This is a genomic window from Streptomyces sp. NPDC001634 (assembly GCF_040298185.1).
In the GTDB taxonomy this organism is placed as follows: Bacteria; Actinomycetota; Actinomycetes; order Streptomycetales; family Streptomycetaceae; genus Streptomyces.
In genome coordinates this window covers 1-25467 of the sequence record NZ_JBEOZU010000116.1, presented here as the reverse complement: position 1 = coordinate 25467, position 25467 = coordinate 1, and the positions used below count along the sequence as shown (strand labels likewise).

General features: G+C 70.6%; 26 protein-coding genes. 12 read left to right on the top strand and 14 right to left on the bottom strand.

Translation table 11 applies throughout. The annotated features are described in order from the left end of the window. The 4 genes from ABT186_RS42695 to ABT186_RS42680 all read right to left on the bottom strand — a co-directional run. Nucleotides 1–594, bottom strand: a 594-nt coding sequence (locus ABT186_RS42695) for a TerD family protein (RefSeq protein WP_351929737.1), incomplete at its 3' end; no start/stop codon positions are given. 48 nt (nt 595–642) lie between these two features. Further along, nucleotides 643–1221, bottom strand: a complete 579-nt coding sequence (locus ABT186_RS42690) for a TerD family protein (RefSeq protein ID WP_351227317.1) — start codon at nt 1219–1221, stop codon at nt 643–645. A 161-nt stretch (nt 1222–1382) separates the two neighbouring features. Continuing rightward, a complete protein-coding gene (gene uvrB, locus ABT186_RS42685) occupies nt 1383–3521 on the bottom strand; it encodes an excinuclease ABC subunit UvrB (RefSeq protein WP_351929735.1) in 2139 nt (712 codons plus the stop codon). Nucleotides 3522–3561: 40 nt separating this feature from the next. Then, nucleotides 3562–4428, bottom strand: coding sequence for an MHYT domain-containing protein (locus tag ABT186_RS42680; RefSeq protein ID WP_351227321.1), 867 nt, complete (start codon nt 4426–4428; stop codon nt 3562–3564). A 279-nt stretch (nt 4429–4707) separates the two neighbouring features. Between ABT186_RS42680 and ABT186_RS42675 the strand changes: the two genes are divergently transcribed. Both ABT186_RS42675 and ABT186_RS42670 read left to right on the top strand, forming a co-directional pair. After that, nucleotides 4708–5580, top strand: a complete 873-nt coding sequence (locus ABT186_RS42675; RefSeq protein ID WP_351227323.1) for a glycerophosphodiester phosphodiesterase — start codon at nt 4708–4710, stop codon at nt 5578–5580. An 81-nt stretch (nt 5581–5661) separates the two neighbouring features. After that, the gene (locus ABT186_RS42670; RefSeq protein WP_351227325.1) at nt 5662–6216 is read left to right on the top strand and encodes a methylated-DNA--[protein]-cysteine S-methyltransferase; all 555 of its coding nucleotides are present in this window, start codon (nt 5662–5664) and stop codon (nt 6214–6216) included. Nucleotides 6217–6271: 55 nt separating this feature from the next. Here ABT186_RS42670 and ABT186_RS42665 read toward each other — a convergent pair whose 3' ends face one another. Continuing rightward, the gene (locus ABT186_RS42665; protein WP_351227327.1) at nt 6272–6700 is read right to left on the bottom strand and encodes a VOC family protein; all 429 of its coding nucleotides are present in this window, start codon (nt 6698–6700) and stop codon (nt 6272–6274) included. 65 nt (nt 6701–6765) lie between these two features. Between ABT186_RS42665 and ABT186_RS42660 the strand changes: the two genes are divergently transcribed. Both ABT186_RS42660 and ABT186_RS42655 read left to right on the top strand, forming a co-directional pair. Continuing rightward, nucleotides 6766–7704 (top strand): pseudouridine-5'-phosphate glycosidase, encoded by a 939-nt coding sequence (locus ABT186_RS42660; RefSeq protein WP_502973498.1) that lies wholly within the window; start codon nt 6766–6768, stop codon nt 7702–7704. Next, the gene (locus ABT186_RS42655) at nt 7701–8609 is read left to right on the top strand and encodes a carbohydrate kinase family protein (protein WP_351929731.1); all 909 of its coding nucleotides are present in this window, start codon (nt 7701–7703) and stop codon (nt 8607–8609) included. Before ABT186_RS42660 ends, ABT186_RS42655 begins: the two co-directional genes overlap by 4 nt. 50 nt (nt 8610–8659) lie before the next feature. Here the strand turns inward: ABT186_RS42655 and ABT186_RS42650 are convergent, their stop codons facing one another. Continuing rightward, a complete protein-coding gene (locus tag ABT186_RS42650; RefSeq protein ID WP_351227333.1) occupies nt 8660–9454 on the bottom strand; it encodes a methyltransferase domain-containing protein in 795 nt (264 codons plus the stop codon). Nucleotides 9455–9660: 206 nt separating this feature from the next. Here ABT186_RS42650 and corA point away from each other — a divergent pair, with 206 nt between their 5' ends. Continuing rightward, nucleotides 9661–10788 carry a magnesium/cobalt transporter CorA gene (gene corA, locus ABT186_RS42645; protein ID WP_351227335.1) on the top strand — a complete coding sequence of 376 codons (1128 nt, stop codon included), beginning with the start codon at nt 9661–9663 and terminating at the stop codon, nt 10786–10788. 123 nt (nt 10789–10911) lie between these two features. On the opposite strand, the gene ABT186_RS42640 is transcribed toward corA, so the two are convergent. Together ABT186_RS42640 and ABT186_RS42635 are read right to left on the bottom strand one after the other, a co-directional pair. Beyond that, nucleotides 10912–11340, bottom strand: a complete 429-nt coding sequence (locus ABT186_RS42640) for a CBS domain-containing protein (RefSeq protein WP_351227337.1) — start codon at nt 11338–11340, stop codon at nt 10912–10914. 151 nt (nt 11341–11491) lie between these two features. Further along, nucleotides 11492–12133, bottom strand: coding sequence for a nucleoside/nucleotide kinase family protein (locus ABT186_RS42635; RefSeq protein ID WP_351929729.1), 642 nt, complete (start codon nt 12131–12133; stop codon nt 11492–11494). Nucleotides 12134–12425: 292 nt separating this feature from the next. Here ABT186_RS42635 and ABT186_RS42630 point away from each other — a divergent pair, with 292 nt between their 5' ends. The 3 genes from ABT186_RS42630 (at nt 12426) to ABT186_RS42620 (ending at nt 15525) form a co-directional block, all read left to right on the top strand. After that, nucleotides 12426–13115: a DUF2293 domain-containing protein gene (locus ABT186_RS42630; protein WP_351929727.1), complete on the top strand. Its 690-nt coding sequence runs from the start codon at nt 12426–12428 to the stop codon at nt 13113–13115. Nucleotides 13116–13370: 255 nt separating this feature from the next. Then, nucleotides 13371–13850, top strand: coding sequence for an anthrone oxygenase family protein (locus ABT186_RS42625; RefSeq protein ID WP_351227343.1), 480 nt, complete (start codon nt 13371–13373; stop codon nt 13848–13850). 184 nt (nt 13851–14034) lie between these two features. Continuing rightward, a complete protein-coding gene (locus ABT186_RS42620) occupies nt 14035–15525 on the top strand; it encodes a glutamate synthase subunit beta (RefSeq protein ID WP_351929725.1) in 1491 nt (496 codons plus the stop codon). A 250-nt stretch (nt 15526–15775) separates the two neighbouring features. Here the strand turns inward: ABT186_RS42620 and ABT186_RS42615 are convergent, their stop codons facing one another. The 3 genes from ABT186_RS42615 to ABT186_RS42605 all read right to left on the bottom strand — a co-directional run bounded on the left by ABT186_RS42615 (nt 15776) and on the right by ABT186_RS42605 (nt 17790). Next, a complete protein-coding gene (locus tag ABT186_RS42615; protein WP_351929723.1) occupies nt 15776–16591 on the bottom strand; it encodes an SAM-dependent methyltransferase in 816 nt (271 codons plus the stop codon). An 83-nt stretch (nt 16592–16674) separates the two neighbouring features. Further along, the gene (locus ABT186_RS42610) at nt 16675–16929 is read right to left on the bottom strand and encodes a DUF397 domain-containing protein (protein ID WP_351227349.1); all 255 of its coding nucleotides are present in this window, start codon (nt 16927–16929) and stop codon (nt 16675–16677) included. Next, on the bottom strand, nt 16930–17790 hold the full coding sequence (locus ABT186_RS42605) for a Sco1979 family transcriptional regulator (protein ID WP_351227351.1): 861 nt from the start codon (nt 17788–17790) through the stop codon (nt 16930–16932). 261 nt (nt 17791–18051) lie between these two features. On the opposite strand from ABT186_RS42605, the gene ABT186_RS42600 reads away from it, so the two are divergent. From ABT186_RS42600 to ABT186_RS42590, 3 genes are all read left to right on the top strand, one after another. Continuing rightward, complete coding sequence (locus ABT186_RS42600) at nt 18052–18777, top strand: ATP-binding protein (protein WP_351227353.1); 726 nt, start codon at nt 18052–18054, stop codon at nt 18775–18777. Then, the gene (locus ABT186_RS42595) at nt 18768–19232 is read left to right on the top strand and encodes a hypothetical protein (RefSeq protein ID WP_351227355.1); all 465 of its coding nucleotides are present in this window, start codon (nt 18768–18770) and stop codon (nt 19230–19232) included. Before ABT186_RS42600 ends, ABT186_RS42595 begins: the two co-directional genes overlap by 10 nt. A gap of 426 nt (nt 19233–19658) precedes the next feature. Further along, entirely contained in the window at nt 19659–21521 is a 1863-nt protein-coding gene (locus ABT186_RS42590) for an ABC transporter ATP-binding protein (protein ID WP_351929739.1), read from the top strand. Between the two features lie 16 nt (nt 21522–21537). Here ABT186_RS42590 and ABT186_RS42585 read toward each other — a convergent pair whose 3' ends face one another. Both ABT186_RS42585 and ABT186_RS42580 read right to left on the bottom strand, forming a co-directional pair. Continuing rightward, on the bottom strand, nt 21538–21711 hold the full coding sequence (locus ABT186_RS42585; RefSeq protein WP_351227357.1) for a DUF8839 family protein: 174 nt from the start codon (nt 21709–21711) through the stop codon (nt 21538–21540). Between the two features lie 189 nt (nt 21712–21900). Continuing rightward, nucleotides 21901–23274: an amidohydrolase gene (locus ABT186_RS42580; protein ID WP_351227359.1), complete on the bottom strand. Its 1374-nt coding sequence runs from the start codon at nt 23272–23274 to the stop codon at nt 21901–21903. Nucleotides 23275–23410: 136 nt separating this feature from the next. Here ABT186_RS42580 and ABT186_RS42575 point away from each other — a divergent pair, with 136 nt between their 5' ends. Further along, on the top strand, nt 23411–24361 hold the full coding sequence (locus ABT186_RS42575; RefSeq protein ID WP_351227361.1) for an endonuclease/exonuclease/phosphatase family protein: 951 nt from the start codon (nt 23411–23413) through the stop codon (nt 24359–24361). Between the two features lie 15 nt (nt 24362–24376). Here ABT186_RS42575 and ABT186_RS42570 read toward each other — a convergent pair. Then, a partial coding sequence (locus tag ABT186_RS42570) for an FUSC family protein (protein WP_351929721.1) occupies nt 24377–25467 on the bottom strand: 1091 nt, incomplete at its 5' end.

Genomic DNA, 25467 nt, shown 5'->3' with positions numbered 1-25467 from the left:
GCTCTCCGGCAGGCGCGGCGGGGGCGGTGCCACCGAGCGCGCCAGGCCCTGGGCCACCGCTTCGTTGATGCTGCCCGCGAGTTGCCCGGCCTCCGGCAGGCCCTGGTCGGTGAGCAGCGCGGCGAGGCCGCCCGCGTACCCCTGGCCGACCGCGCGGACCTTCCAGGCGCCCTGCCTGCGGTAGAGCTCCAGCGCGATGACGGCGGACTCGGAGTCCAGACCGGTGATGGTGTATCTGGCGACCTCGGAGCCGTCGAGGCCGGTGACGGCGACGAAGGGGGCGTCGAGGGCTCCGAATCGAACCGGACCGCCGATCCCCGTCGGGAGAGCGAGGAGCACGTTGACGCGGTGCACACTCTCCGGCAGGGCGTCCAGGTCGAACGCAAGGCGGTGGTCGGCCGCCGCCTGCTTGGAGACCTCGAGGCCGGGCAGGGTGGGCGCGCCCGGGTGGGCCACCCACTCGATGCCGCACACCTTGCCCTGTGCGTCGCTGAGCGTGGCCCCGGCCACGATCGGCTTGCCGGCCGACACCCGGACCTCAAGTCGGACCTGGGACAGCGGATGGTTCTGCCCCCGGACCAGCTCGGCCGTCATCGCCTCGTCCCCCTACGTACGTCGCTTCGTGTGCCGGCCGTCAGCCCCCTACAGGTGGGGCAGAATCGCCGGCATCAGGTCCTGGAAGGTGCGGCCGTTGGCCGGGGTGCCCAGGGCAGTCATCGTCCAGCCCGCGCCCGAGCGGTGCACCTTCGCCATGATCTGCGCCGTGTACGCGCCGCCGCCCGCCAGCGTGTAGCGGGCCAGCTCCTGCCCGTTGGTCTCGTCGACGAGGCGGCAGAACGCGTTCTGCACTTCCTGGAACGTCTGGCCCGTGAACGAGTTGACGGTGAAGACGATCTGGTCGATGTGGACCGGGACCCGCTGCAGGTCGACGAGGATCGCCTCGTCGTCCCCGCCCTGGCCCGCACCGCCGACGAGGTTGTCACCGGTGTGCCGCACGGAGCCGTCGTCGCTGACGAGGTGTCGGAAGAAGACCACGTCGACGGGCTGCTTGTCCGCGAACAGCACGGCGGACGCGTCGAGGTCGATCTCCCGGGTGCGCGAACCGAACAGCCCGCGCCGGGGGGCGGCCTGCCAGCCCAGTCCCATGCGCACCGCGGTCAGCGTGCCTCCGTCGTTCTTCTGCAGGCTGATGGCCTGCCCCTTGGTCAAGTTGACGGTCACGCGCCGTTCCCCTTTCGAGCTGTTCCCCTGTTGACCGCGGAGTCCGCGGATGGCAAAACCCTACGCAGCGGCACTGACAGTGCCGAACCCCGCACCGCGCTTTGTGTCGGTCTTGCAACACACTGCGCGTATGCCGGGGTCCGGCACGGGCGGCGGGGACGTCAGGCCAGGCCCGCCTCCCTCATCTGGCGCAGTTCCTTCTTCATCTCCGAGACCTCGTCGCGCAGTCGGGCGGCGATCTCGAACTGCAGATCCGCGGCGGCGGCCCGCATCCGCTCCGTCAGCTCCTCGATCTGCTCGGCCAGTTCGGCCGCGGGACGGTCGGTCGGGACGGTCTCCTTGGCCTTGCCCTTTGCGGGCTTGGCGCCCTTCCCCGCCTGGCTGCCGAGCGAGGGGACGGGGCTCTTGGCGCCCTTGCCGTCCTTCCCCTTGCGGTAGCCCGTGCCGAGCAGCTGCTCCGTGTCGACGTCCTCGCGGGCGATTTGCGCCACGATGTCGTTGATCTTCTTGCGGAGCGGCTGCGGGTCGATGCCGTTCGCCGTGTTGTACGCGACCTGCTTCTCCCGGCGGCGGTTGGTCTCCTCGATCGCCTTCTCCATCGCCGGGGTGATCTTGTCGGCGTACATATGGACCTGGCCGGAGACGTTGCGCGCGGCGCGGCCGATGGTCTGGATGAGAGAGGTCCCCGAGCGCAGGAAGCCCTCCTTGTCGGCGTCGAGGATCGCCACCAGGGAGACCTCGGGCAGGTCGAGGCCCTCCCGGAGGAGGTTGATGCCGACCAGGACGTCGAACTCGCCCGAACGCAGCTCGCGCAGCAGCTCGACTCGGCGCAGGGTGTCCACATCGCTGTGCAGATAGCGCACCTGGATGCCGAGCTCGAGGAAGTAGTCGGTGAGGTCCTCGGCCATCTTCTTGGTGAGCGTGGTGACAAGGACGCGCTCGTCCTTCTCGGTGCGCTTGCGGATCTCGTGCACCAGGTCGTCGATCTGGCCCTCGGTGGGCTTGACGACGACCTCGGGGTCGACGAGGCCGGTGGGGCGGATGATCTGCTCGACCTGACCGTCGGACCGGGACAGCTCGTACTGTCCCGGAGTCGCCGAGAGGTAGACGGTCTGGCCGATGCGCTCCTGGAATTCCTCCCACTTCAGCGGGCGGTTGTCCAGGGCGGACGGAAGCCGGAAGCCGTGCTCGACGAGGGTGCGCTTGCGGGAGGCGTCGCCTTCGTACATCGCGCCGATCTGCGGGACCGTGACGTGCGACTCGTCGATGACGAGGAGGAAGTCCTCCGGGAAGTAGTCCAGCAGTGTGTTCGGCGGCGAGCCGGGCTCGCGGCCGTCGAAGTGCATCGAGTAGTTCTCCACACCGGAGCAGGTGCCGATCTGGCGGAGCATCTCGATGTCGTACGTCGTGCGCATGCGCAGCCGCTGGGCCTCCAGGAGCTTGCCCTGCTTCTCCAGCCCGGCCAGGCGCTCCTCCAGCTCCTTCTCGATGCCGCTGATCGCCCGCTCCATGCGCTCGGGGCCGGCGATGTAGTGGGAGGCCGGGAAGACGTACAGCTGCTCGTCGTCGCTGATGACCTCGCCGGTGAGCGGATGGAGGGTGGAGAGCGCCTCGATCTCGTCGCCGAACATCTCGATACGGACGGCCAGCTCCTCGTAGACCGGGAAGATCTCGATGGTGTCGCCGCGCACCCGGAAAGTACCGCGCGTGAACGCCATGTCGTTGCGCGTGTACTGGATGTCGACAAAGCGCCGCAGCAGCTGGTCGCGGTCGATCTCGTCGCCGACCCTGAGGCTGACCATGCGGTCCACGTACTCCTGCGGAGTACCGAGGCCGTAGATGCAGGAGACCGAGGCGACCACGATGACGTCGCGGCGGGTGAGCAGCGAGTTGGTCGCGGAGTGACGCAGGCGTTCCACCTCCTCGTTGATCGAGGAGTCCTTCTCGATGTACGTGTCCGACTGCGGGACGTATGCCTCGGGCTGGTAGTAGTCGTAGTACGAGACGAAGTACTCGACCGCGTTGTTCGGCAGGAGCTCGCGGAACTCGTTGGCCAGCTGGGCGGCCAGCGTCTTGTTCGGCGCCATCACCAGGGTGGGGCGCTGGAGCTTCTCGATCATCCACGCGGTGGTGGCCGACTTGCCGGTGCCGGTCGCGCCCAGCAGGACGACATCCTTCTCACCTGCGCGGATGCGGTTTTCCAGCTCGGCGATGGCCGTGGGCTGGTCGCCGTTCGGCTGGTAGGGGCTGACGACCTCGAAGGGCGCCACCGTGCGTTCGATCTGTGAAACGGGCCGCATGGAATCCACCGTACGACCCCGCACTGACAACGGGGTCGGATCAGCGGTTCTGCGGGGCCCGGGAGCCCCGGTGTCCGGCGCGCTGGCCGGAGCGGGACAGCGGGCGCCGTCCGGTGTGGGTGACCTCGGGGTGGGCCGGAACTCCGGGCTTGCGCTCCACCGGCGTCCAGACCGGCCTGCCCATGACCATCAGCGGGTCGAACATCACGACGACACCGGCCAGGCACAGGAAGACGAGCGGACCGATCATCAGCGGGGCGAGCAGGGCGGCGGGCGAGTCACCGGCCGGGGTGCCGGAAGAGCCGTGCAGATGGACGCTGAGGGCGGCCATGCCCGTGTAGTGCATGCCGGTGACGGCGAGTCCCATGACGAGGCTCGCGCCGACGCTCCACAGGAATCCGCGGATCTGTCCGGCCGCCCAGAGGGCGGCGGTCGCGGCGACGACCGCTATGACGACGGAGGCTGCGACGGTGAAGGTGTTGTACTCGAGCACACCGTTGAGGCGCATCCCGGCCATGCCCAGGTAGTGCATCGAGGCGATGCCCAGACCCGTGATGGTGCCGCCGGTGAAGAGCGCCACTCCGGTAGCCCCCCGGTAGCCCACGATGAAGACGCCCACGCCGACCATGACGATGGCGACGGCGAGGCTGGCGAAAGTGACCGCCTTGTCGTAGTGAATGGGGGTCTCCTTGACGGTGAACCCCATCATCGCGACGAAATGCATGGTCCAAATACCGGACCCGATCGCGGCGGATCCCAGGGCGAGCCAGCCGGCCCTCCAGGACTGGGTGACCAGCATCGATCTGGTGGTGCAGCGCAGACCGAGCGCGCCGCCGAGGCAGGCCATGAGATACGCCACCACCGGCGTGACGAGTCCGTAGCTGAAGCCGTCGACGGAGCCCTGCATGCGCGGCTGCCCTTCCCACCCTGAATCGTCCCTGAATTCCGGAAAATGCCCCCATCCCCAGGACCGTGACGACGGTCAGGGTTGTGGCAGAGAGTATGACCCCCGCCGGAACGGTCGAACGATTTTCCGGCAAAGAATCACGGTGCTGCCGCACTTGTGCGACGCCTGTGAGTGGTTTTGGACAACTCCAGCCGCTCTATGGCCCTCTTGCACTCACGCCACTTGACTCCTTGCTGTCACCCTGGTGCTCCATGTGATCACCCGATACAAGGAGTACGTATGCACGCGCGCGTTGCCGCCGCCACGACCACCGCGCTCTTCGGACTCAGCATCATCATGCTGCCCACTCCCCCTGTCGGCGCCCACGGCGTTGAGGGCCTGCTCATCGTCTGCCACCGCGGTGCCTCCGCATACGCGCCCGAGAACACCCTGGCCGCCATCGATCGCGCGGCCGCCATGGGCTACAGCTGGGTCGAGAACGACGTGCAGCGCACCAAGGACGGTCAGCTCGTCGTCATCCATGACGCCACGCTGGACCGCACGACCAACGTCAAGCAGCTGTACCCGAACCGGGCGCCCTGGAGGGTGAAGGATTTCACCGCCGGGGAGATCGCACGCCTGGACGCAGGCAGCTGGTTCGGCTCCCGGTTTGCGGGCGCACGCGTGCCGACGCTCAAGCAGTACATGGAGCGCGTCTCGCACAACCACCAGAAGCTGCTGCTGGAGATCAAGAACCCCGACCTGTACCCGGGGATCGAGCGCCAGGTCCTCAAGCTGCTGAGCAACGAGGGCTGGCTCGACCGCGCCCATCTCAGGGACCGGCTGGTCGTCCAGAGCTTCAGCGCGAAGAGCGTGCAGATGGTGCACAGCCTGCGGCCGGCGATCACGACGGCGTACCTGGGCACGCCGCCTGCGGCACAGCTGCCTGACTACGCGAGGTTCACCGACCAGATCAACTCCGATTACAAGGGACTCTCCGCCGGCTACGTCTCCGCGGTCCATGCGCTCAAGGGGCCGCACGCCAAGCCGATGAAGGTCTTCGCCTGGATCGTCAACAGTGCGGGTACGGCCAAGCGTGTGTCCGGTTTCGGTGTGGACGGCGTCATCACGAACGTGCCCGACGTGGTGCGAAGGGCGGTCACCGCTTCCTGAGGGGACGGTGCATCCGGGGTGCGGACGGCCTCCGGGGCAGCACACCGGGGCGATGTCAGTGCCGCGCCGTACCGTGGGCGCATGGACAGTCATGGGCAGTACGGGCAGCAACTGGTGTGGACCGTCGTCGCCACGGGCATCGGTCCGCTGCTGCTGGCCGCCACACGCGACGGACTGGTGAACGTGGTGTTCCACGCGACCGACGCCGTACGCGACAAGGCGCTGGACGGGCTCGCATCCCGGCTGGGCACGGAGCCCGTCGAGGACCCCGGCTCTCCGCTCCTTGCCCAGGCGATACGCCAGGTGGAGGAGTACTTCGCGGGTGAGCGCCGCGACTTCGAGCTGTCGTTGGACTGGTCCCTGATCACCGGGTTCAACCGCCAGGTGCTACGCGAGCTGGCGTCCGGCGTGCCGTACGGCACGGTGGTGGGCTACGGCGATCTGGCCGGCCGAGTCGGTCAGCCGGGCGCGGCCCAGGCCGTGGGGGTCGCGATGGGCTCGAACCCGTTGCCGGTGGTCGTGCCGTGCCACCGCGTGGTCGAGAGCGACGGCGGCATCGGCGGGTTCGGAGGCGGGCTGGAGACCAAGCGCAAGCTGCTGGCGCTCGAAGGTGTGCTACCGGAGCCACTGTTCTGAGCGGGGTGCCCGCACGGACGTGGGGACACCTTGTCCGCCGCCGTAGTGCCGTGCGCTACTCGTAGTGCCGTGCCTCGAAGATGTTCCCGTCCGGGTCCCGGAAGTAGAAGCTGCGCCGGGCCGTGCCGCGGGCGCCGAAGGAGCCGTACGAGAGGTCCGAGACAGGGACGGCCCGGTCCTCCAGGCGTGCCCTCAGGGCCTCGAAGTCGTCTCCCTCCAGGGACAGGCATACGTGGTTGACCGGATGTCCGGCGCTCTCGGCGGCCCCGGGGAGCATCCGCATGTCCTCCACAAGAGAGAGTGGAGCGAGGTCGAAGATGGTCTCCTCATTGAGCCGTACGGAAGGGAACGACACCTTGCCCGCGGTGAATTCAGTGATCCTCAGGGGCTCCAGACCGACCGTCTGCTCGTAGAAGCCGGCAGCGGCGACCGGGTCCCGGACCCACAGGACGACATGGTCGAGACGTGGCGAGTTGTCCGTCATGCCCCCAGGCTGGTGTCCACTCCCACAGCTCGCAAGGGTTTGGCCGGGGACGCCGCCCGCCAGAGATGAGGGAAGACCGGGAGACAGGAGGCAGACCCGTGCTGGTGGTGTCCGAAGAGGTGCGGGAGGCGCTCGCCGCGCGCCGGCCGGTGGTGGCTCTGGAGTCGACGATCATCGCGCACGGGCTGCCGCGTCCGCGCAATCTCCAGGTCGCGCTGGAACTGGAGAACGTCGTACGGCAGGAGGGCGCCGTACCGGCGACGATCGCCGTTCTGGACGGCCGGGCCCATGTCGGCCTGGACAAGGAGCAGGTGGAGCGGATCGCGAACGAGGACGGGATCCGCAAGCTGGGGCATCGCGATCTGCCGCTCGCGGTGGCCGCGAGGGTGAGCGGGGCGACGACCGTGTCCGCGACGGCGCTGCTGGCCTCCCTCGCGGGCGTGCGGGTGTTCGCCACCGGCGGGCTCGGCGGGGTCCACCGGGAGTGGACGGTGACCCAGGACGAGTCCGCCGACCTGGGACTGCTGGCCCGTACCAGGATCACGGTGGTCTGCGCGGGCGTGAAGTCCATCCTGGACGTGCCGGCGACGCTGCAGCGACTGGAGACGCTGGGCGTGGCGGTGGCCGGGTACCGCACGGCGCGCTTCCCGGGCTTCTACCTGTCCGACTCCGGGCATCCGGTCGACTGGACGCTGGAGTCGCCGAGGCAGGTGGCGGACGTCATGCAGGCGCAGGATGCGCTGGACGGTCCGGAGTCGGCGCTGATCGTCGCCAATCCGGTCCCGGAGAAGGAGCAGCTGGATCCCGGGCTCCACGCACGCGTGCTCGCCGACGCGCTGCGGGCGTGCGAGGAGCAGGGCGTCACCGGTCAGGCGGTCACTCCGTTCCTGCTCGACTATCTGGTACGGCACACCGACGGGGCCTCGTTGAGCGCCAATCTCGCGGCGGTGCGCGGCAACGTACGACTCGCCGCGCGGATCGCGGCGGCCTGGGCAGAGACATGAGCACAGCGCTGCTGGTCGTCGGGGACGTCGTCACGGATGTCGTCGCCCGGCACATCGGGCCGCTTGCGCCGGGCACGGACACGGCCGCCGTCATCCGGACCGTGCCCGGTGGCGCGGGCGCGAACGTGGCGTGCTGGGCGGCCCATGGGGGCTGCCCCGACGTGCGGCTCCTCGGACGCGTCGGGGCCGAGGCGGCCGCCTGGCACGAGCGGGAGCTGACGGCGTCGGGCGTACGGCCCCATCTCGTCATCGACCCCGAGGCACCCACGGGGACGGTGATCTGCCTGGTGGACAGGGGCGCCTCGGCGGAGCGCACCTTTCTCACGGACAGCGGCGCGTCGCTGCGGCTGGCCCCCGATGACTGGTCGGACGCGTTGCTCGACGGGGTCGTACGGCTGCATCTTTCGGGCTACCTGCTCTTCTCCGAGCCCAGCCGGGCGCTGGCGGCGGTGGCCCTGGGGGCGGCATGCGCGCGTGGAGTGCCGGTGAGCCTGGATCCGGCGTCGGCGGGGTTTCTCACCGTGCTGGGCGTGGACCGGTTCCTGAGCCTCATCGAAGGCGTCGACGTACTGTTGCCCAGCCACGACGAGGTGCGTCTGCTGACGGGGCTGCCCGACCCGGCGGACGCGGCCGCCAAGTTGAGCCGTCACGTCCCGCTGGTGGTCGCCAAGCTGGGCGCGAAGGGAGCTCTGGTGGCCGCGTCGGGAGCGGTCCGAGCCCGGATCCCGGCGGTCCCGGCCACCCCTCGGGACACGACGGGCGCGGGCGACGCGTTCACGGGGACGTTTCTGGCGGCACTGCTCGCGGGGGCGCAGCCCGAAGAGGCGGCGGCGGAAGGGTGCAAGGCGGGGGCCATGGCGGTCGAGAAGGTGGGAGGGAGACCGTCGGACAGAGGCGTCCGGTAGACGTCCGGCAGGCCTCCGGTGCGTTCGGCGCGCCGAACGCGGCACTGCCCCTACGCCTTGCGCCCCCAGGCCGAGATCATCGGGGCCGTGGCCAGGTCCATCGCCCCGGAGGCGACATGGGACAGGTGACGGTCGATCTCCTCGTTCGTGGCGAGGCCGGTAGAGACGAGCTCGTCACGGATCTGACGGACCGTCGCGGACTCGAGGTCCGCACAGGCCGGCGAGGCGATGGGGAAATATGCGTCGGCCTCCACGCGCTCCAGGCCCGCCTCGCGGAGCAGGCGCGGAAGCCTGCGGCCGTACGACAGGTCGGCGCCGCGCTCGGCGAGGAGCGCTCGGAAGCCCTTGCGCAGACGGTTGGCGAGCTGCTGCTCGGGGCCGTACTCGTCCGGGGAGCTGAGCGGCTGGAGCTGCGGGTCCGCGTCCTCGACCAGGAGCCGTCCGCCGGGGCGCAGCGCCTTGATCATCGAGCGCAACGCCCGGTCCCGGTCCGTGACATGGACGAGGACGAGCCGGGCGTGCACGAGGTCGAAGTCCTCTCCCGGCGGTTCCTCGGCGCCCACGTCGTGGGTGCGGATCTCGATCGGGGGGCGTGCCGCCGATGCCGCCCACGAGGTGTCGATGTCGGTCGCGACGACCTTTCCGGTCGGTCCGACCTTCTTGGCGAGCCAGGAGATCACGGAGGTGCCGCCGGCACCGACCTCCCAGCAGCGCCAGCCGAGTCCGATGCCGAGGCTCTCGATATGGCGGAACGTCGTGGGGTCGAAAAGCGCAGAGAGCGCGTCGAAACGCCGGCCCGCCTCGGCCTGCCGGTTGTCGAGGAGATACCCGTCGGTTGGCGTCATGCGGAGATCATTCCAGTTGGCCCGCTTGTTCATGCGCGACGACGCTCCGCGCTGCCATCACAGCCGGGCCGCGGCAGTGACACAACCCGCGCAGCGAAGCGGAATGCTCCATTTCCACAGGCTTCTCCGGCGATCGGTACGGGCTGGCAGACTGGCTCGCGAAGGCGCGGAATGCGGCGCGGGGAGATCCACCCAAGGAGATCCAGATGTCCATGGCAGGGAATCTGCGGAAGGTCACGGGCCTCGGCAAAGTCGGCGGCCTCCGCAAGGTGGCGCGGTTGGCGCGGGGTCGTGCGCGCGTCGATCTGAGCCACCCCGCCCGGTCGCCGCTGGGCTCCGCCGTGGTCAACTGCGTGACCTACCAGGACGGCGTGCGTGTCCCCGGCGGCGGCGATCTGGTTGACGTCGTCGAGCGGCTCCGGAAGAGCGGCGACGGCTTCGTCTGGCTCGGGCTGCACGAGCCGACGGACGAGGAGTTCGCGGGCATCGCCGAACTCTTCGACCTGCACCCGCTGGCGGTCGAGGACGCGGTGGAGGCCCATCAGCGCCCCAAGCTGGAGCGGTACGGGGACACGCTGTTCGCGGTCTTCAAGACCGTATGCTACGTGGAGCACAAGGAATTGACCGCCACGAGCGAAGTGGTGAACACCGGCGAGATCATGGTGTTCATCGGCCGCGCCTTCGTCATCACGGTGCGGCACGGCCGACACGGTTCGCTCGGCCCGCTGCGCGAGCAGCTGGAGGCCAACCCACAGCAGCTTGCGAAGGGACCCGCCGCGGTGCTGCACGCGATCGCGGACCATGTGGTGGACGACTATCTGAACGTCACGGACGCGGTGCAGGCGGACATCGACCAGGTCGAGACCGACGTGTTCGCGGAGAACGGCGCACGGGTGGATCCGGGCCGCATCTATCAGCTCAAGCGTGAACTCCTGGAGCTGAAGCGGGCGGTGGCGCCGCTGGACCGCCCCATCCAGGAGCTGGCCACCCGCCCGATCCGGGTGATCGACCCGGAGATACAGGCGTACTTCCGGGATGTCTCCGACCATCTGCTGCGCGCCACCGAGCAGATAGCCGCCTTCGACGAGCTGCTCAACTCGATCCTGCAGGCGCATCTGGCACAGGTCAGCGTCGCGCAGAACGAGGACATGCGGAGGATCACGGCCTGGGCCGCACTGATCGCGGTGCCGACCATGGTCACCGGTGTGTACGGCATGAACTTCACATATATGCCGGAACTGCACTGGCAGTTCGGCTACGGGATGGTCATCGTCGTGATCGCCGCCGCCTGCCTCGTCCTGTACCGCGGGTTCAAGCGCAACGGCTGGCTGTGACCTCGGCGCGCCCCCGCCCGGGTGCGCCCGGCATCCCCGGCGGGCCCGCAGCGCTCGACACGTGCGGGTGGGCCGGGCGGTCGGACGTCCAGCCGGACGAGGGCCGATGGTGAGCAGGCCGGGTCAGCGCGGAGTGTTCCTCGCGTAGACGTTCTCGACCCAGGTGGCGAGCTGATCACCCGTCAGGTGCTGGGGCAGGTCGGACTCGCTGATCATGCCGACGAGACGCTTGTTCTCGATGACAGGAAGCCGACGGATCTGGTGCCCTTGCATCTCCACGAGCACCTCGTCGATATCGGCGTCCGCGTCGATCCAGCGCGGTGTGCCCTTGGCCATGTCGCCCGCGGTCACACGTGAGGGGTCGTGGCCCATGGCCACGCAGCCGACGACGATGTCGCGGTCGGTGAGGATGCCGCAGAGCCGCTCGTTCTCGTCACTGATGGGCAGCGCACCCACGTTGAGTTCGCGCATCAGCTGGGCGGCGCGGTCCAGAGTCTCGTGTGCGGGGATCCACTGGGCACCACGGTGCATGATGTCTCCGGCGGTGGTCATGAAGTACCTCCCGATGCCGGACGGCCGGCGCGGCACGGGACGCACCGCAGGTCCCGGCGCCCTTCATTCTCGCCGTGTCGCGGGGTGAATGCACCCGGAACGTCCGGATCGCAAGGTGAGTGCGCGGACGCAGTGCGGGGCGGGCGCGCGTTCAGCCGTTCCAGGCGGGGTGGCGGGGGTCGTCCGCGCGGATGAGGACGTCGGCGGTGGCGGCAGGGTCCGTCTCCGCCTCGTAGCGCTCGAAGGCGGGGAGGGTCCAGTGCTCGGACTCCGGGGTGCGGCGGCGGAGGGCGCCGGGCGAGAGGAGCAGGTGGACGGTCAGATCGAAGGGGAACCAGTGTCGCAGGAGGAGGGGGCCGTGAAGCAACAGAAGTCCGCTGTGCGGGAGTTGGGCGTAGGGGCTGCGGGTGGCGCGGTCGGTGACCGGGTCCCACAGGTCGGGCAGGAGGCGGCCGTCGCCGCCGGGTTCGAGGGGGCCGAAGACCTCGCGCCAGAGGGCGCCGGTGTCGAGCCAGCCCTGGTAGTAGGACTCCGGGTCCCGGTGGCCGTGCTCGAAACGGAGGGAGGCGGGGCGCAGAAAGCCCTCCGCGCCGACGACGAGGGAGGGGCGGCCACGTATCCGCAGCGCGTCGGACACGCGCTGGGCGAGGTCGCCGGGACGCGCGGCCGGGGCTCCGTCGAAGGCGATACGCGGCCAGGGGCTGCCGTCGGCGGGCTTCAGGTCGAGCAGCCGATCGGCGAGGAGGTCGCCGAGCCGTTCCCAGGTGATCGCTTCGAGTCGCACAGGGCCCATGATGCCGCGCCGCGCCGGGGAACCCACGACGCTACGGGCGCCGGGTGCCGGACTCTGAGATCGTTCGGGGGCGAGGTGCGCCATGGGCGTGGGCGAGACGGACGGGGAGGAGATCCTGGAGGTGGACGGTGCTCCGGGTGCGGACGGCGCCGGGAAGGGGGACGAGGGTGTGCGGCCGAGCGGGGTGAGGGTATGACCGACGCGGGGCGGTTCGGCGTCGGAGTCAGTCGGAGTCATGGCAGCGGACGGGTCCGTCGCGGTCGCGGCGTGGTCGGGCGGGAATGAAGCGGCTATGGCGCCGACCGCAACTTCCCAGCCCCGTAGCGGGCTTCTCGCGTTCCAGCCGATCAGGCGGCGGCACTGTGCCCGGTGCCGGCGCGGGCCGTTGTCGTTGCTGGTGTTGGAGGAGGGGACGCCGCGATGTCTGGACTGCGCGGACCTCGGGCACCTGGTGTTCCTTCCGCGGGGTGACACGGCGCTGACCCGGCGCTCACGGGAGGCGAGTGGGCTGTCGGCGGTGGTGGTGCGGTTCGACCGGCGCCGGGGCCGGTACGAGCGGCAGGGGGTGCTCGTCGAGGAGGCCGCGCTCGCGCTGGCCGAGGAGCGGTGCCTGGCGGATGCGGAGGCCCGGCGCAGACGTCGGGCGCGGGACGCACGGCGTCGGGCGGCGGAGGACGTGCGGTTCACGGAGGCGTTCGCGAAGGAGATCCAGCGGCTGTTTCCCGGGTGCCCGGCCGGGCGGGCGGAGGCTATCGCGGCGCATGCGTCGGCTCGCGGAAGCGGACGGGTCGGGCGCACTGCGGCGGGGCGGGCGCTGTCGCCGGAGGCGGTGACGGCCGCGGTCCGGGCGGCCGTACGCCATACGGAGACGCCGTACGACGAGCTGCTCATGAACGGGGTACCGCGGCCCGAGGCGCGGCGGCGCATCGCGGAGGGCGTGGAGAGGGTGCTGCGGGAGTGGAGTCCTGAGGAGGCGGCGTGAACCCAAGCCGACTGCCTGCCGACGCGGGGCGTCCTGCCGCACCCTCCGGACGCGCGGGCATCCTCGCCGCACCCTCCGGACGCGCGGGCATCCTCGCCGCACCCTCCGGACGCGCGGGCATCCTCGCCCTTGGGCTCTCGGGCATGCACCCACGCGACCCGCACATGTTCACCGATCTTGTACGTGATTTCACTTGTAGTGACGAGGAGTGGCGGGAAGGATCTCTGGGCTCGGGGGATCGACGTGGGAGTTGACATGATCGATGGGCCGTACTTGGTGCTGATCGTGCTGGGAGTGTTCGCGACGGGGCTGATGGCGGGGGTGTTCTGCGGGTTCTCGACGTTGGTGATGAAGGGGCTCGGCTCGCTCCCGCCCGCGCAGGGCGTCGCGGCGATGAACTCGATCAACAAAGCCGCGATGACACCGGCATTCATGATCGTGTTCGTGGGTGCGGCCGTGCTGTGCGCTGTGCTCGCCGTGGTGACCTTCGTGCTGTGGCCCGACGACGGCAGGGTGGAGCTCCTGGTCGGCAGCGCCCTGTATCTGATAGGTGCCTTCGGAGTGACCGCCGTGGCGAACGTGCCCCGCAACGACGCGCTCCTGAAGATTGACCCCGGTTCCCCGGAGGCGGCCGTGTATTGGCGCACGTACGTGAGCGAGTGGACGATGTGGAACCACGTCCGCCTGGCCGCGTCGGCCGGCGCCACGGTGTCCTACGTCCTCGCCCTCACCTGAGGCCTTCCAGATACCCAGAGGCCCCCTCAGAGACGTCAGGGCCCAGAGCGTCCTGAGGGCGCTGAGGCGCTCGCCCCTGCCCTCCGGCCCCGCGCCGAGGCCCCCGTCGGCGAGGGGCGGACGGGGCGGCGCCGTCGTATCGTGGCACGAAACGATCCCGTACATGTACACAAGGGAGACGGCCATGGCCGATCCCAAGGGTTTTATGACCACTCCCCGCGAGGAATGGCCCCGCAGGCCGGTCGAGGAACGGGTCCGGGACTGGAACGAGGTCTACGTCCCGGGCGCACTGCTGCCGATCATCAGCCGACAGGCGAACCGCTGCATGGACTGTGGGATTCCGTTCTGCCACGACGCCTGCCCGCTCGGGAATCTGATCCCCGAGTGGAACGACCTCGTCTCGCGCGAGGACTGGCGGAAGGCGAGCGACCGGCTGCACGCCACGAACAACTTCCCCGAGTTCACGGGCCGGTTGTGCCCGGCACCGTGCGAAGCCGGGTGCGTCCTCGCCATCAACCAGCCCGCGGTCACGATCAAGAACGTTGAGGTGGCCATCGCGGACCGGGTCTGGGAGGAGGGGTTCGCACCGCCGCGTCCGCCGGAGCGGCTGTCGGGGCGGACCGTCGCGGTCGTCGGGTCGGGGCCGGCCGGACTCGCGGCGGCCCAGCAGCTCACGCGCGCCGGACACACGGTGGCGGTGTACGAACGGGCGGACCGGGTCGGGGGGCTGCTCAGGTACGGGATACCGGCGTTCAAGATGGAGAAGCGGCATCTGGACCGTCGGCTGGAGCAGATGCGGGCCGAGGGGACGAAGTTCCGTACGTCGACGGCCATAGGGAAGGACATCGGGGCCGTCGAGCTGCGGGCGCGCTACGACGCCGTGGTGCTCGCGACCGGTGCCACTGCCTGGCGTGAACTGGATGTGCCCGGGCGGGAGTTGGCCGGGATTCATCAGGCGATGGAGTATCTGCCGCTGGCCGACCGGGTGTGCGAGGGGGATCTGGAGGTCTCACCGCTGTCGGCGGCCGGGAAGCACGTCGTGATCGTGGGGGGCGGCGACACCGGGGCGGACTGTCTGGGGACAGCGGTGCGCGAGAAGGCCGCGTCCGTGACCCAGCTCGACATCTATCCGCTGCCGGAGGCGGAGCGGGACGAGACCGCCGAGCCGTGGCCGACGTATCCGAAGATCTACCGGCTGTCCGCCGCGCACGAGGAGGCGCGCGATCTGGGGACGGCGCCCGCGGCGGACGCGGACGCGCGGCTCTTCGCGGCGTCCACGCTCCGCTTCACGGGGGACGCCGACGGACACGTACGGGCGCTGCACCTGGTCGAGGTCGACGAGCGGCGGCAGCCGCTGCCGGGCACCGGGCGGACGCTCCCCGCCGACCTCGTGCTGCTCGCGCTGGGGTTTTCCGGGCCCGATCGCGGGGACGGGCTGATCGACCAGCTCGGGCTCGCGCTCGACGCGCGCGGGACGATCGCGCGGGACGAGGACTTCGCGACGAACGTCCCGGGCGTGTACGCCGCCGGGGACGCCGCACGCGGACAGTCGCTCATCGTGTGGGCGATCGCGGAGGGGCGGGCCGTGGCGGCGGCGGTGGACCGGCGGCTGACGGGCGGCGCGTCGCGCCTGCCGGCGCCGATCGGACCGTATGACCGGCCGATGACGGCGTAGCCGAGGCTTCGGCTTCGGACGTGGTTGTGGTTGTAGTTGCGGTTGCAGTTGCGGTTGCGGTTGCGGTTTCCGAGAACGAGACCCGTCGCTCCAGAGGAGCGACGGCCCGAAGAGGCGCAGTGAACCCGAAGAGGCGCAGTGAAGAGGCACGGTGTGGGGTGACCGCGGCGGCTTGGCGAGCCCCCGCAGAGCCGGACGGTTCCCCGACATCGTCGGCGAGGCGCCCGGCCCCGGGGACAGCAGCCCGTGACTACGGCTTGCGGCCCACCGCCCCGTAGCCGGGAATGACCCCGTCGTCCTGCCCGGGAACGGGCTCGCCCAGCTCCGGGTGCCACTTGTCGACGACCTCGACGCCGGGTTCGACGAGGTCGAGTCCGTCGAAGAAGCGGGCGAACTCGTCGCGCGAGCGGAGCGCCAGCGTGACTCCGGAGGCCTTGAGCTTCGCGGTCGCCGCCGCCGACTCCTCCGGAGTGAAGTCCGCGGTGGCATGGGTCATCATCAGATAGCTGCCGGAGGGCAGTTCGGACAGCAGCCGGCGGACCAGCTCGTGCGCGCCGTCCTCGTCGGAGACGAAGTGCAGCAGGGCGACGAGGGAAAGCGCCACCGGCCGGTCGAGGTCCAGGATCCGCTTGACACCGTCGATGATGGTGGCCGGGTCGCGCACGTCGGCCTGCAGGTACTCGGTCATCCCCTTGGGCGTGCTGCGCAGCAGGGCCGCGGCATGGGCCAGCACGATCGGATCGTTGTCGCAGTAGACGACGCGCGCGTCCGGCGCGATCTGCTGGGCGATCTGGTGGAGGTTCGGCTCGGTCGGTATGCCGGTGCCGATGTCCAGGAACTGCCGTACGCCGTTCTCGGCCAGCCAGCGCGTGGCGCGGTGCATGAACGCGCGGTTGACCCGTGCCATCACGGGCACCCTCGGGTCGAGGGCGAGCATCTGCCGGCCCATCTCCTCGTCGACGGGGTAGTTGTCCTTCCCGCCGAGGTACCAGTCGTACATGCGCGCCGGGTGCGGCTTGCTGGTGTCCATGACGACTGCGTCCTGGGCGGGGTCCTGCCCGGTCATGAGGAACTCCATAAGTCTCTGGGACAGTCAATGATCAACTGAGTGCCAATTTATGTGGATCAACAAGCGAGTCAACAAGGGAGTTACGAGAGCAGGAAGTCCGCCTCCCCCGCCTTGGCCCCTTCGATGAACGCGGTCATCTCGTCGGAGGTGTAGATCAGCGCGGGCCCGTCCGGGTCGGTGGACTGGCGGACGGCGATCCGGCCGTCGGCGAGCTTCATCGCCTCCAGGCAGTTGCCGCCGTTGCCGCCGCTCCACGGCTTGTGCCAGCCCTCGCTGCCCAGTTCGCGGGCGGGCATGCCGTTGTAGACGCGTTTGCGCGGCGTGATGCGATCCATTCACAGCTCCTTGCGGAGATCCTCGAGGATCTCCTTCGTGCGTTGTGCCGTAGCGGCCTGGGCCGCCATGCGGTCCATGACCTCGAGATGGGTCGCCACCTCGGCGCGCGCATCCAGGTAGACGGCGCCGGTCAGGTACTCGCTGTAGACCATGTCGGGCAGTTCTGACATGGCAAATCGGAACAGTACGAAGGGCCCGTACGTGCCGGGGTGCGGGCCCGAGGAGAACTCGAGTACCTGCAGCGTCACATGGGGCAGCTTCGTGACCTCCAGCAGTCTCTCGACCTGGGCGCGCATGACCTGAGGGCCGACGACCGGTCGGCGCAGCGCGGTCTCGTCCATCACGGCCCAGATGCGGGGGGCGTTCTCGCGCGTGAGCAGGTCCTGGCGCTGCATGCGCAACGCCACATGGCGCTCGATGTCCTCGGGACTGGTCTGCCCGATGGCGCCGGACTTCAGCACACCTCGGGCGTACTCCTCGGTCTGCATGATGCCGGGCACGAAGTGGGGCTCGTACTGGCGGATGAGCGCGGCGGCGCCCTCCAGGCTGACGTACATCGAGAACCAGCCCGGCAGGATGTCGTGGAACCGCTGCCACCAGCCCGGTTGGTTGGCCTCCTCGGCCAGTTGGACGAAGGCCTCGGCCTCCTCGTCGCCGACCCCGTACGACTTCAGCAGCAGCTGAAGGTAAGGGATCTTGAGGGCGACCTCGGCCGTCTCCATGCGGCGGACGGTGGCGGGTGCGACGCGCAGGATGCGCGCGGCCTCCTCCCGCTTGAGACCGGCCCGTTCACGCAGGTCCAGCAGGCGTCGGCCGAGGACGACCTGACCGACCGTCGGCGCCGATCGCGGCTCGCTCATCCCGCGCCCCCTCCCGTCCTCCCGTGTCATGACAGCCCGGATGGCGCCGTTCGAAACCTTTTCGCACCGTTCCACGCGCATGTTCGAACTCGATCTGCGAACTCCCGACGCGGGCACCGGACTCGGAGGTCCGTGCTTCAGATTCCAACTGGCGCCGTTCGGCGTGCTGTTGCGAGCAGTGTGCCACGCCCCTTCTCGGAGTCACACTGCACTCTGCAATTTTCAGAGTGACTCTTGCCAAGTGTTCAGGCCAAGGCGATAGTGGCAAGCGTGATTCCGTCCGCTCAGTTAGGAACAGACGCCGCAGACCGGTTCGGCCTGGGCGGCGCCACAGGGCTGCGCCCCGGCGCGCCCCGCGAGCGCAGGTTCCGCTTCGAGCTGCCCGCCCATCCGAGTTCCGTCGCACAGGCGCGGCGGTTGACGCGTGCACGTCTGTCCGGCTGGGCGGTGTGCGACGACACCTGCGACACGGCCACCCTGGTCGTCTCCGAGCTGGTCACCAACGCGATCGTGCACACCGCGGGGGAACACGTCGTCTGTGAACTGCAGGACGAGGACGACCTGGTGCGCATAGCCGTACGCGACGAGGGCTGCGCTCCGGGCGAGCCGCACCCCGTTGCGCAGCGCCCCGAGGAGGAGCACGGGAGGGGACTGCTTCTCGTCGCGGCCCTGTGCCGGGCCTGGGGAGCCCAGGAGGCGGGGCCCGGACTGCTGGTCTGGGCCGAGCTGAAGCGGGCGGCCGAGCAGCCCGCGTCCGGCGAACGGCCTCATCCGGCGCAGCCGTCCCGGGACCTGTCGTGTTCCGGCGACAGGTCCCGGGCATCGGAGGACACCGGGGCACGGTCCGACCTCGGCTGGAGCGCCAAGAAGCCGCCGGCGAACGGCGAGGCACGCTCCGACCTGGGGTGGAGTGCGAAGAAGCGCCCGGCGGACGGCCGGGGTTCCGGGGCCGGCGCATACCGGGGACCGGGGACCGAATGGGCGTGAGGGGTGCGCAGGCCGCTGGACCCCGAACCGCACAGGTCATGACCCTGGACTCGCTGGTCCGACTGGGGCGGGCACGGCAGACGTCCGGGGCGGTGTCCGGGCAGCTCCGGATCCCCCTTCCCGACGGCATGGCGGTCCCCCTCGGCTGCGACGCGGTGGCCGTGCCCGCCCACTACGGACCACTTTTGCTGCCCCGGCTGCCGCGGGTGGGCTGTGTGTACGCCGACCGGGCCGACTGGTGGTGGATCGTGCCGAGCGACTCCGATGTCGCCCTGGACTGGCCGGCGCCCGCGCGCTATGTCAGGGGAGCGCTCGTACCGGACGCGCCGGGCACCCCCGGACTGATTCACCGGCCGAACGACAACGTGCCCTACACCCCGCCGATCCCGCTCTATCTGGCGCTGTGCCGGGTCACGGGCACTCCTCCGGCATGGTCGCGTCCGATCAGCGCATGACCGTACGTCCGTCCATGTGACGTTCGGACCGTCCATGTGACGCACGGGCGCGTGCGGTTGTGCCGCGGCTGTCGGAGACGGGCCCCAGGACGAACAGCACGCGTTTGAGAGACGGCGTCCCGGCATACGCCCCGGTCGACACGTAGATGTCACCGACAACGGCCCGGACCGACAACCGCAGTCGGCGCCCCCGCCGTCAATCGCACGGTCCGAAGATCGCCTGTTCTGCCGAAACTCCTTTGCGCGCACGGATGGAGGGATGCGTTTCTGGGGAGACCATCGATCGTGCGCACTCGGGGGAGGTCATGCGTGGCGAGGCAAGTACGAAACCGACCCGCCAACGCCGGCGGGAAGAAGTCCGGTGAGCCGGGACCGGCCACATCCGACTCGGAATCGCTGCTCTTCGGCGGTCCGCTGCGCTACGACATGGGCTGGTCGCAGCACTCCGACGCATTCCTGGAGCTGAACTTCCGGGCCATGGTCACACAGCTGCCGTCGCTGCTCGCCTCCAGCTTCCGGCTCGCCTGGCAGGCGGACCGGCGAGCCGCCCGCGTCGTCCTGGGCGCCGAGTTGGGCCGTGGCGTCGCGCAGGCGGTGAGCCTGCTGGCGGTCAACTCGGTGCTGGGGCGGCTGATGACGAGCGGCCCGGTCGAGGACCGGCTGCGCGGCGCGGTCCCGGCACTGGTCGCGGTCGCCGCGGTGATGCTGCTGGCCGCCCTGCTGCGGGCCGCGTCGACGTATGCCACCGGACGGCTGGAGCCGAAGGTGGAGCGGGTCGCGACCGAGCTGTATCTGGAGCGCGCGGCGGCCGTGGAGCTGTCCGCGATCGAGGACGACGCCTTCCACAAGCTGCTGGACACCGCGCAGTACGGTTCCGCGTCCGCCCGCCGCATGATCGCGATGGCCACGCGGGTCGTGAACGCGATGATCTCGCTGATCGCGGCGGCGGGTGTGCTGACGGTCCTGCATCCCGCGCTGCTCCCGCTCCTGGTGACGATGACGCTGCCCAGCGCATGGAGCGCCCTGACGATCGCCCGGCGCCGCTACGAGTCCTTCCACGCCTGGGTGCAGCACGCGCGCGCGGGCCACCTGCTCAGCGGTCTGCTCACCGAGCCCGCCGCCGCCCCGGAGATCCGCGTGCACGGCGTCGCCCCGTTCCTGCTGCGCCACTTCCGTTCGATGTCGGAGAGCGCCGAGGCCGAACAGGCCCGACTGGCCCGGCTCGCGGCCCGTACCGGTCTGTTCGCGGCCGCCTGGACCGGGTTGGCCACCGTGGCGACGTACGCGACGCTGGGCGGACTGCTGCTCGCGGGTGCGATGTCGCTGTCCGTGGCCGGCACGGCGGTCATCGCGATCCGCACCGGCTCGGCGAGCCTCGACACTCTCGTCCTGGAGGTCAACTCGCTGCACGAGGAGGCCCTGTTCGTGGGCGATCTGCAGCGCCTTTACGTCGAGGCGGCCAAGCGTGCGATCCCGGTGGGCGGCGAACCGCTGCCCGAGGACCCGGGCGAGATCCGCTTCGAGAACGTCACCTTCACCTACCCGGGCACCTCGAACCGGCCCGCCCTGAAGGACGTCACGCTGTCCATGCCGCTCGGCCGGATCGTGGCGCTCGTCGGCGAGAACGGGTCCGGCAAGACGACCCTGGTCAAACTCCTCGCCGGGCTGTACGCACCCGACGGCGGCCGGATCCTGTGGGACGACGTCGACGCGGCGACCGCCGACCGGCAGCAACTCGCCGAGCGCGTCGCGATGGTGGCGCAGGACTTCAAACGGTGGCCGTTCACGGCCCGCGTCAACGTCGCCATCGGGCGCACGAGCGCGCCCCTGACCGAGGAGCGCCTCGACGCGTCCATCACCCAGGCCGGTGCCCAGGACGTCGTGGCCGACCTGCCGCGCGGCCTCGACACGCTCCTCGCGCGCGGCTTCAGCGGCGGGCACGAACTGTCCGGCGGGCAGTGGCAGCGGCTCGGCATCGCACGGGCCGCCTACCGGCGCGGACAGATCCTGATCGTGGACGAGCCGACGGCCGCCCTCGACGCCCGGGCCGAGCTGGAGGTCTTCGAGAAGATCCGTGCGCTTGCGGGTTCCGGCCAGACGGTCGTCCTGATCACGCACCGGCTGGCCTCGGTACGCCACGCCGACCTGGTGCACGTCCTGGACCAGGGGCGGCTCGTGGAGTCCGGCACCCCGGACGAGCTCCTGGCCGCGGGCGGCGTCTATGCGGAGCTGTACGCGCTTCAGGCCGAGCAGTTCGCTGCGAAGGTGCCGGCCCCCGAGGCCGGCTGAGTCCGACGCGCGGCGGTCACTCGGCTGCGTCGGTCCCCGGCACGATCACCAGGAACGCGTCCGTCGCCAGGTCCATGACGACCTCCGCGGGCTGCCCCTCCAGGCGCCGCGCCTGCGCGAACTCCTCCGCCGGCCATGAGCCGCGCGGCCCGCCGGCGGGAAAGCGCTCCAGCACCGTTCGCCCGTTCACCCTGCACCTCCTTGCCACGCCGAGTTTCGGCGAGCCGATCCCGATCGGCTCATAGAGTTAAACGCCTACCCCAGGGTGAACGGCTCATGACGTGACGGTACTGAGACGTACTCGACACTCGGTCAACGCGAAGTCGAGAGGAATCTCCCAGAACAACCCTTTTGTCCCGGCATGGAGATGCATCCGCGATCATGTGCCGTACTCCTGGATCCGGGTGGCGTGACTGCGGTCGACGAGCGCGGGCAGCCGTTCCCCCAGCTCCCGTACGGTCGCCGGCAGATCGATCGTCAGCAGCTCGCGGTCCCGCATGAGGACCTGCCCGTCGACGATCGTGGTGCGGACGTCCGAAGCGCGGGTGCTGTGCACGAGGGTGGCGGCGAGGTCGTGGACGGGCTGGGTGTGCGCTCCGGTGAGATCGACGAGGACGATGTCCGCGCGGCGCCCCGGCGCGACGCTGCCGATGCGGTCGCCGAGGCCGACTGCCCGGGCGCTCTGCAGTGTGGCGTGATGCAGGGCTTGACGGGACGTCAGCCAGCGCGGGTCGCCCTCGGCCGACTTCTGCGCCAGGGAGGTGAGCGCCATGGACTCCCACACGTCGAGCGAGTTGTTCGAAGCGGCGCCGTCGGTCGCGAGCCCGACGGGGATTCCGAGGGCACGCAGGGCCCGTACGGGTGTCGTGGTGGGCCAGGCGAACTTGAGACAGCCACGGGGCGCGGTCGCCACGGCCACGCCTCCGGCCGCACGCTCCAGCACCGGCAGGTCGCGCTCGATGATGCCGGTGCCGTGTGCGATGAGCAGGTCCGTGTCGAGGAGCCCTGCGGCCTCAAGGACTTCGATGGGCGTTCGGCCGTGCCGGGCCAGGCTGGTCTCGGTCTGCTCACGGTTCTCGGCGGCGTGGATGTGCACGGGGAGGCCGTGTTCCCGGGCGAGTCCGGCGGTGGCCGCCAGGTCCGCGTCGTGCACGGTGTACGGGGCGTGGGGTGCGAGCGCGGTGGTGATGCGGCCGTCGGCGGCACCCCGGTGCCGTAGCGCGAACTCCAGCGACTTCCGGCGCCCCTGGGCACCCCCCGAGGAGAAGAACGCCTCCCCCAGGTGGGCGCGGAGGCCGCACTCGGCCACGACGGAGGCGACCGTCCCCATCGAGAAGTAGTGGTCGGCGAAGCAGGTGACGCCGCCGCGGATCATCTCCGCACAGGCGAGCCGGGCGCCCAACTCCACATCCTTTTCCGTGAGGTTGGACTCGATGGGCCAGACGTAGTCGTTGAACCACTCCTCCACGGGCAGGTCCTCGGCGATGCCGCGCAGGGCGACCATCGGTGAGTGGGTGTGGCAGTTGATCAGTCCGGGCAGCGCCACCTGGCCGCGTGCGTCGATGCGCTCGACGGCGGGGAGGTCCCTGACGTCCGCGGCCCCCGTCACCGACGCCACGGCCCCGCCCCGTACGACGATCGCGGCGTCCTCCGCGAAGCCGACCCGCTCATGATCGTCGTGCACGAGGACGGTGCATCCGGTGATGATGAGGTCAGCGGGAACAGTCGGCCGATCGGCCGGAGTCGACGTCATCCCGTCACCGTACGGCCCGGTCGTATCCCCGGGCGACGTGAACCGCGCATCCCGTCGCCGCCCTGTTCCCCCGCCGGATCCGCGCGCACGCTGGCCTCAGCACAGCCCGCCGTCCGGCTTCTGGAAGGAGCCCTGCATGCTCCTCGGCACCTGGAACCTGGAGAACCTCTACCGGCCTGGAGGCCCGTTCGGCCCCAAGGACAAGGAGGCGTACGAGACCAAGCTCGCCGCCCTCGCCGCCGTGATCACGGAACTCGACCCGACTCTGCTCGGCGTCCAGGAGGTCGGGGACCCCGAAGCACTGGCGGACCTGGCCGGGATGCTGGACGGCGAGTGGCACGTCACGCTTTCGCAGCACCCGGACGGCCGCGGCATCCGGGTCGGCTTCCTCAGCCGCCCGCAGCCACGGGTGCTCGCCGACACCAACGCGTTTCCGGAGCACCTGCGGCCCGTGCAGGGAGACGACGACGGCACGCCCGTGGCGCACGCGGGCCGTGGCTTCCTGGCGGTGGAGATCGCCGCTCAGGCGCTGACACTGAAGGTCGCGGTGGCCCATCTGAAGTCGAAGCTGCTGTCGTACCCGGACGGCCGGTTCCAGCCGCACGACGAGGGCGAACGGGCCCGCTACGGCGCGTACGCCCTCTACCGGCGGGCTGCCGAGGCAACGGCGTTGCGCGCGCTCGCCGACGAGTTGCTGGCGGGCGAGGGCCGCACCCGCGACGTGGCGCTGCTCGGCGACATGAACGACGAGGTGCAGGCGGCGACCACCCAGATCCTGCTGGGCCCGCCCGGCTCCGAGATCGGCACACCGGGATACGAGAAGCCGGACCGGGGCGACGCCGTGCGTCTGTGGGACGTGGCGCCGCTGATTCCCGCGGACGAGCGGTACTCGCGCGTCACCTCCGGGCGGCGCGAACTGATCGACCACATACTGGTGAGCCATCAGCTGGTCCACCGCCTCACCGCGGCGGGCACGGGCCTGCCGGGCGACGCGCTCCGGCTGCCGTCCGTCGGAGCCGACCCGGGCGAACGGCGCGGGGTACCGGGGTCGGACCATGCGCCGGTGTGGGTGCAGGTGGGGCAGTAGACGCCGGTCGCTCCGCTAGACCGCAAGGGGCAGGACGGGCGCGTCCTCGGTGCCGAGTCCGGCGTGCGCGCGCCGCTCGGCGAGTTCGTCGAGGAGTTCCGCGAGCCGTTCGCGGTGGCGGGGCGTGAGCCGTCCGGTGTCGTCGAGGTGCACGGCGCACGCGGTGGTCGTGTCGACGAGCCGTTCGAGCGTGGTGGCCACCTCGTCCGTGCCCTTCGTGTGCCGGGCGAGGGCGGGGAGTTCGGCGGCGGCCAGGTCGATCGCGAGGCGGGCCTCGGCGAGCGCGCGGTAGGCCTCGCGGCGCAGCGCCCAGCGCCCGGCCCGGTCGTCCTCGCTGGTCAGCACGTGCGTCAGGTAGGCGTGCGCGGCCTCCACCGCTCGGGTCAGCCGCGCCCGTACGGTGCCGCCGCGCTGTCCCGGCGCCGGCAGATGCCCGACCAGCAGCACGATCCCGCAGGCCAGCAGCGTCTCCCCGATCCGGCTCCAGGAGGCCTGGGACTCCCCGCCGACCATCACGAGGGCGAGAACGAGAACGGTGACGACGGCGGTCTGCGCGGCGAAGTGGCGCGTGGCGACGGGGATGAGCGCCCCGCACAGCGCGACGATCGCGATGAGCCCGGCGGGCCGGGGCACCACGGCGGCGCATCCGGCGAAGACGACGGCACCCAGCACTGTCCCCGCGGCCCGGCACAGCACGCGCGAGAGCAGCGGCCCGAGGTCGGGCTTGACCAGGAAGACGGCGGTGGCGGGGAGCCAGTACCAGTGCGTGTGCTGCCCGTACCAGTGGGCGTGGTGCAGCGCCTGTGCGACGGCCGCGCCGGCCCCGAAACTGAGGGCGACCCGGAGTCCGTACTCGCGCCCTCCGGGGCCGAGGGCGGTGCGCAGCACGGATGTGGCGGTACGGCGCCGGGCGTGCAGGTCGCGTCCGTCGCCGCCCCGGTCGAAGGCGTCGGCGGCGTGCAGCAGCGCGTCGTCGAGGGCGCGCAGCGCGGGTGCGTTCCGGGCGGGCGCGGGCAGCGGCCCGGTATGTGTGTTCTCACGTACGGAGGCGGCGAGCCGTCGCGGCCCCTCGGCGGCCCGCGCGGGTACGGCGTCCCCGGCCCAGG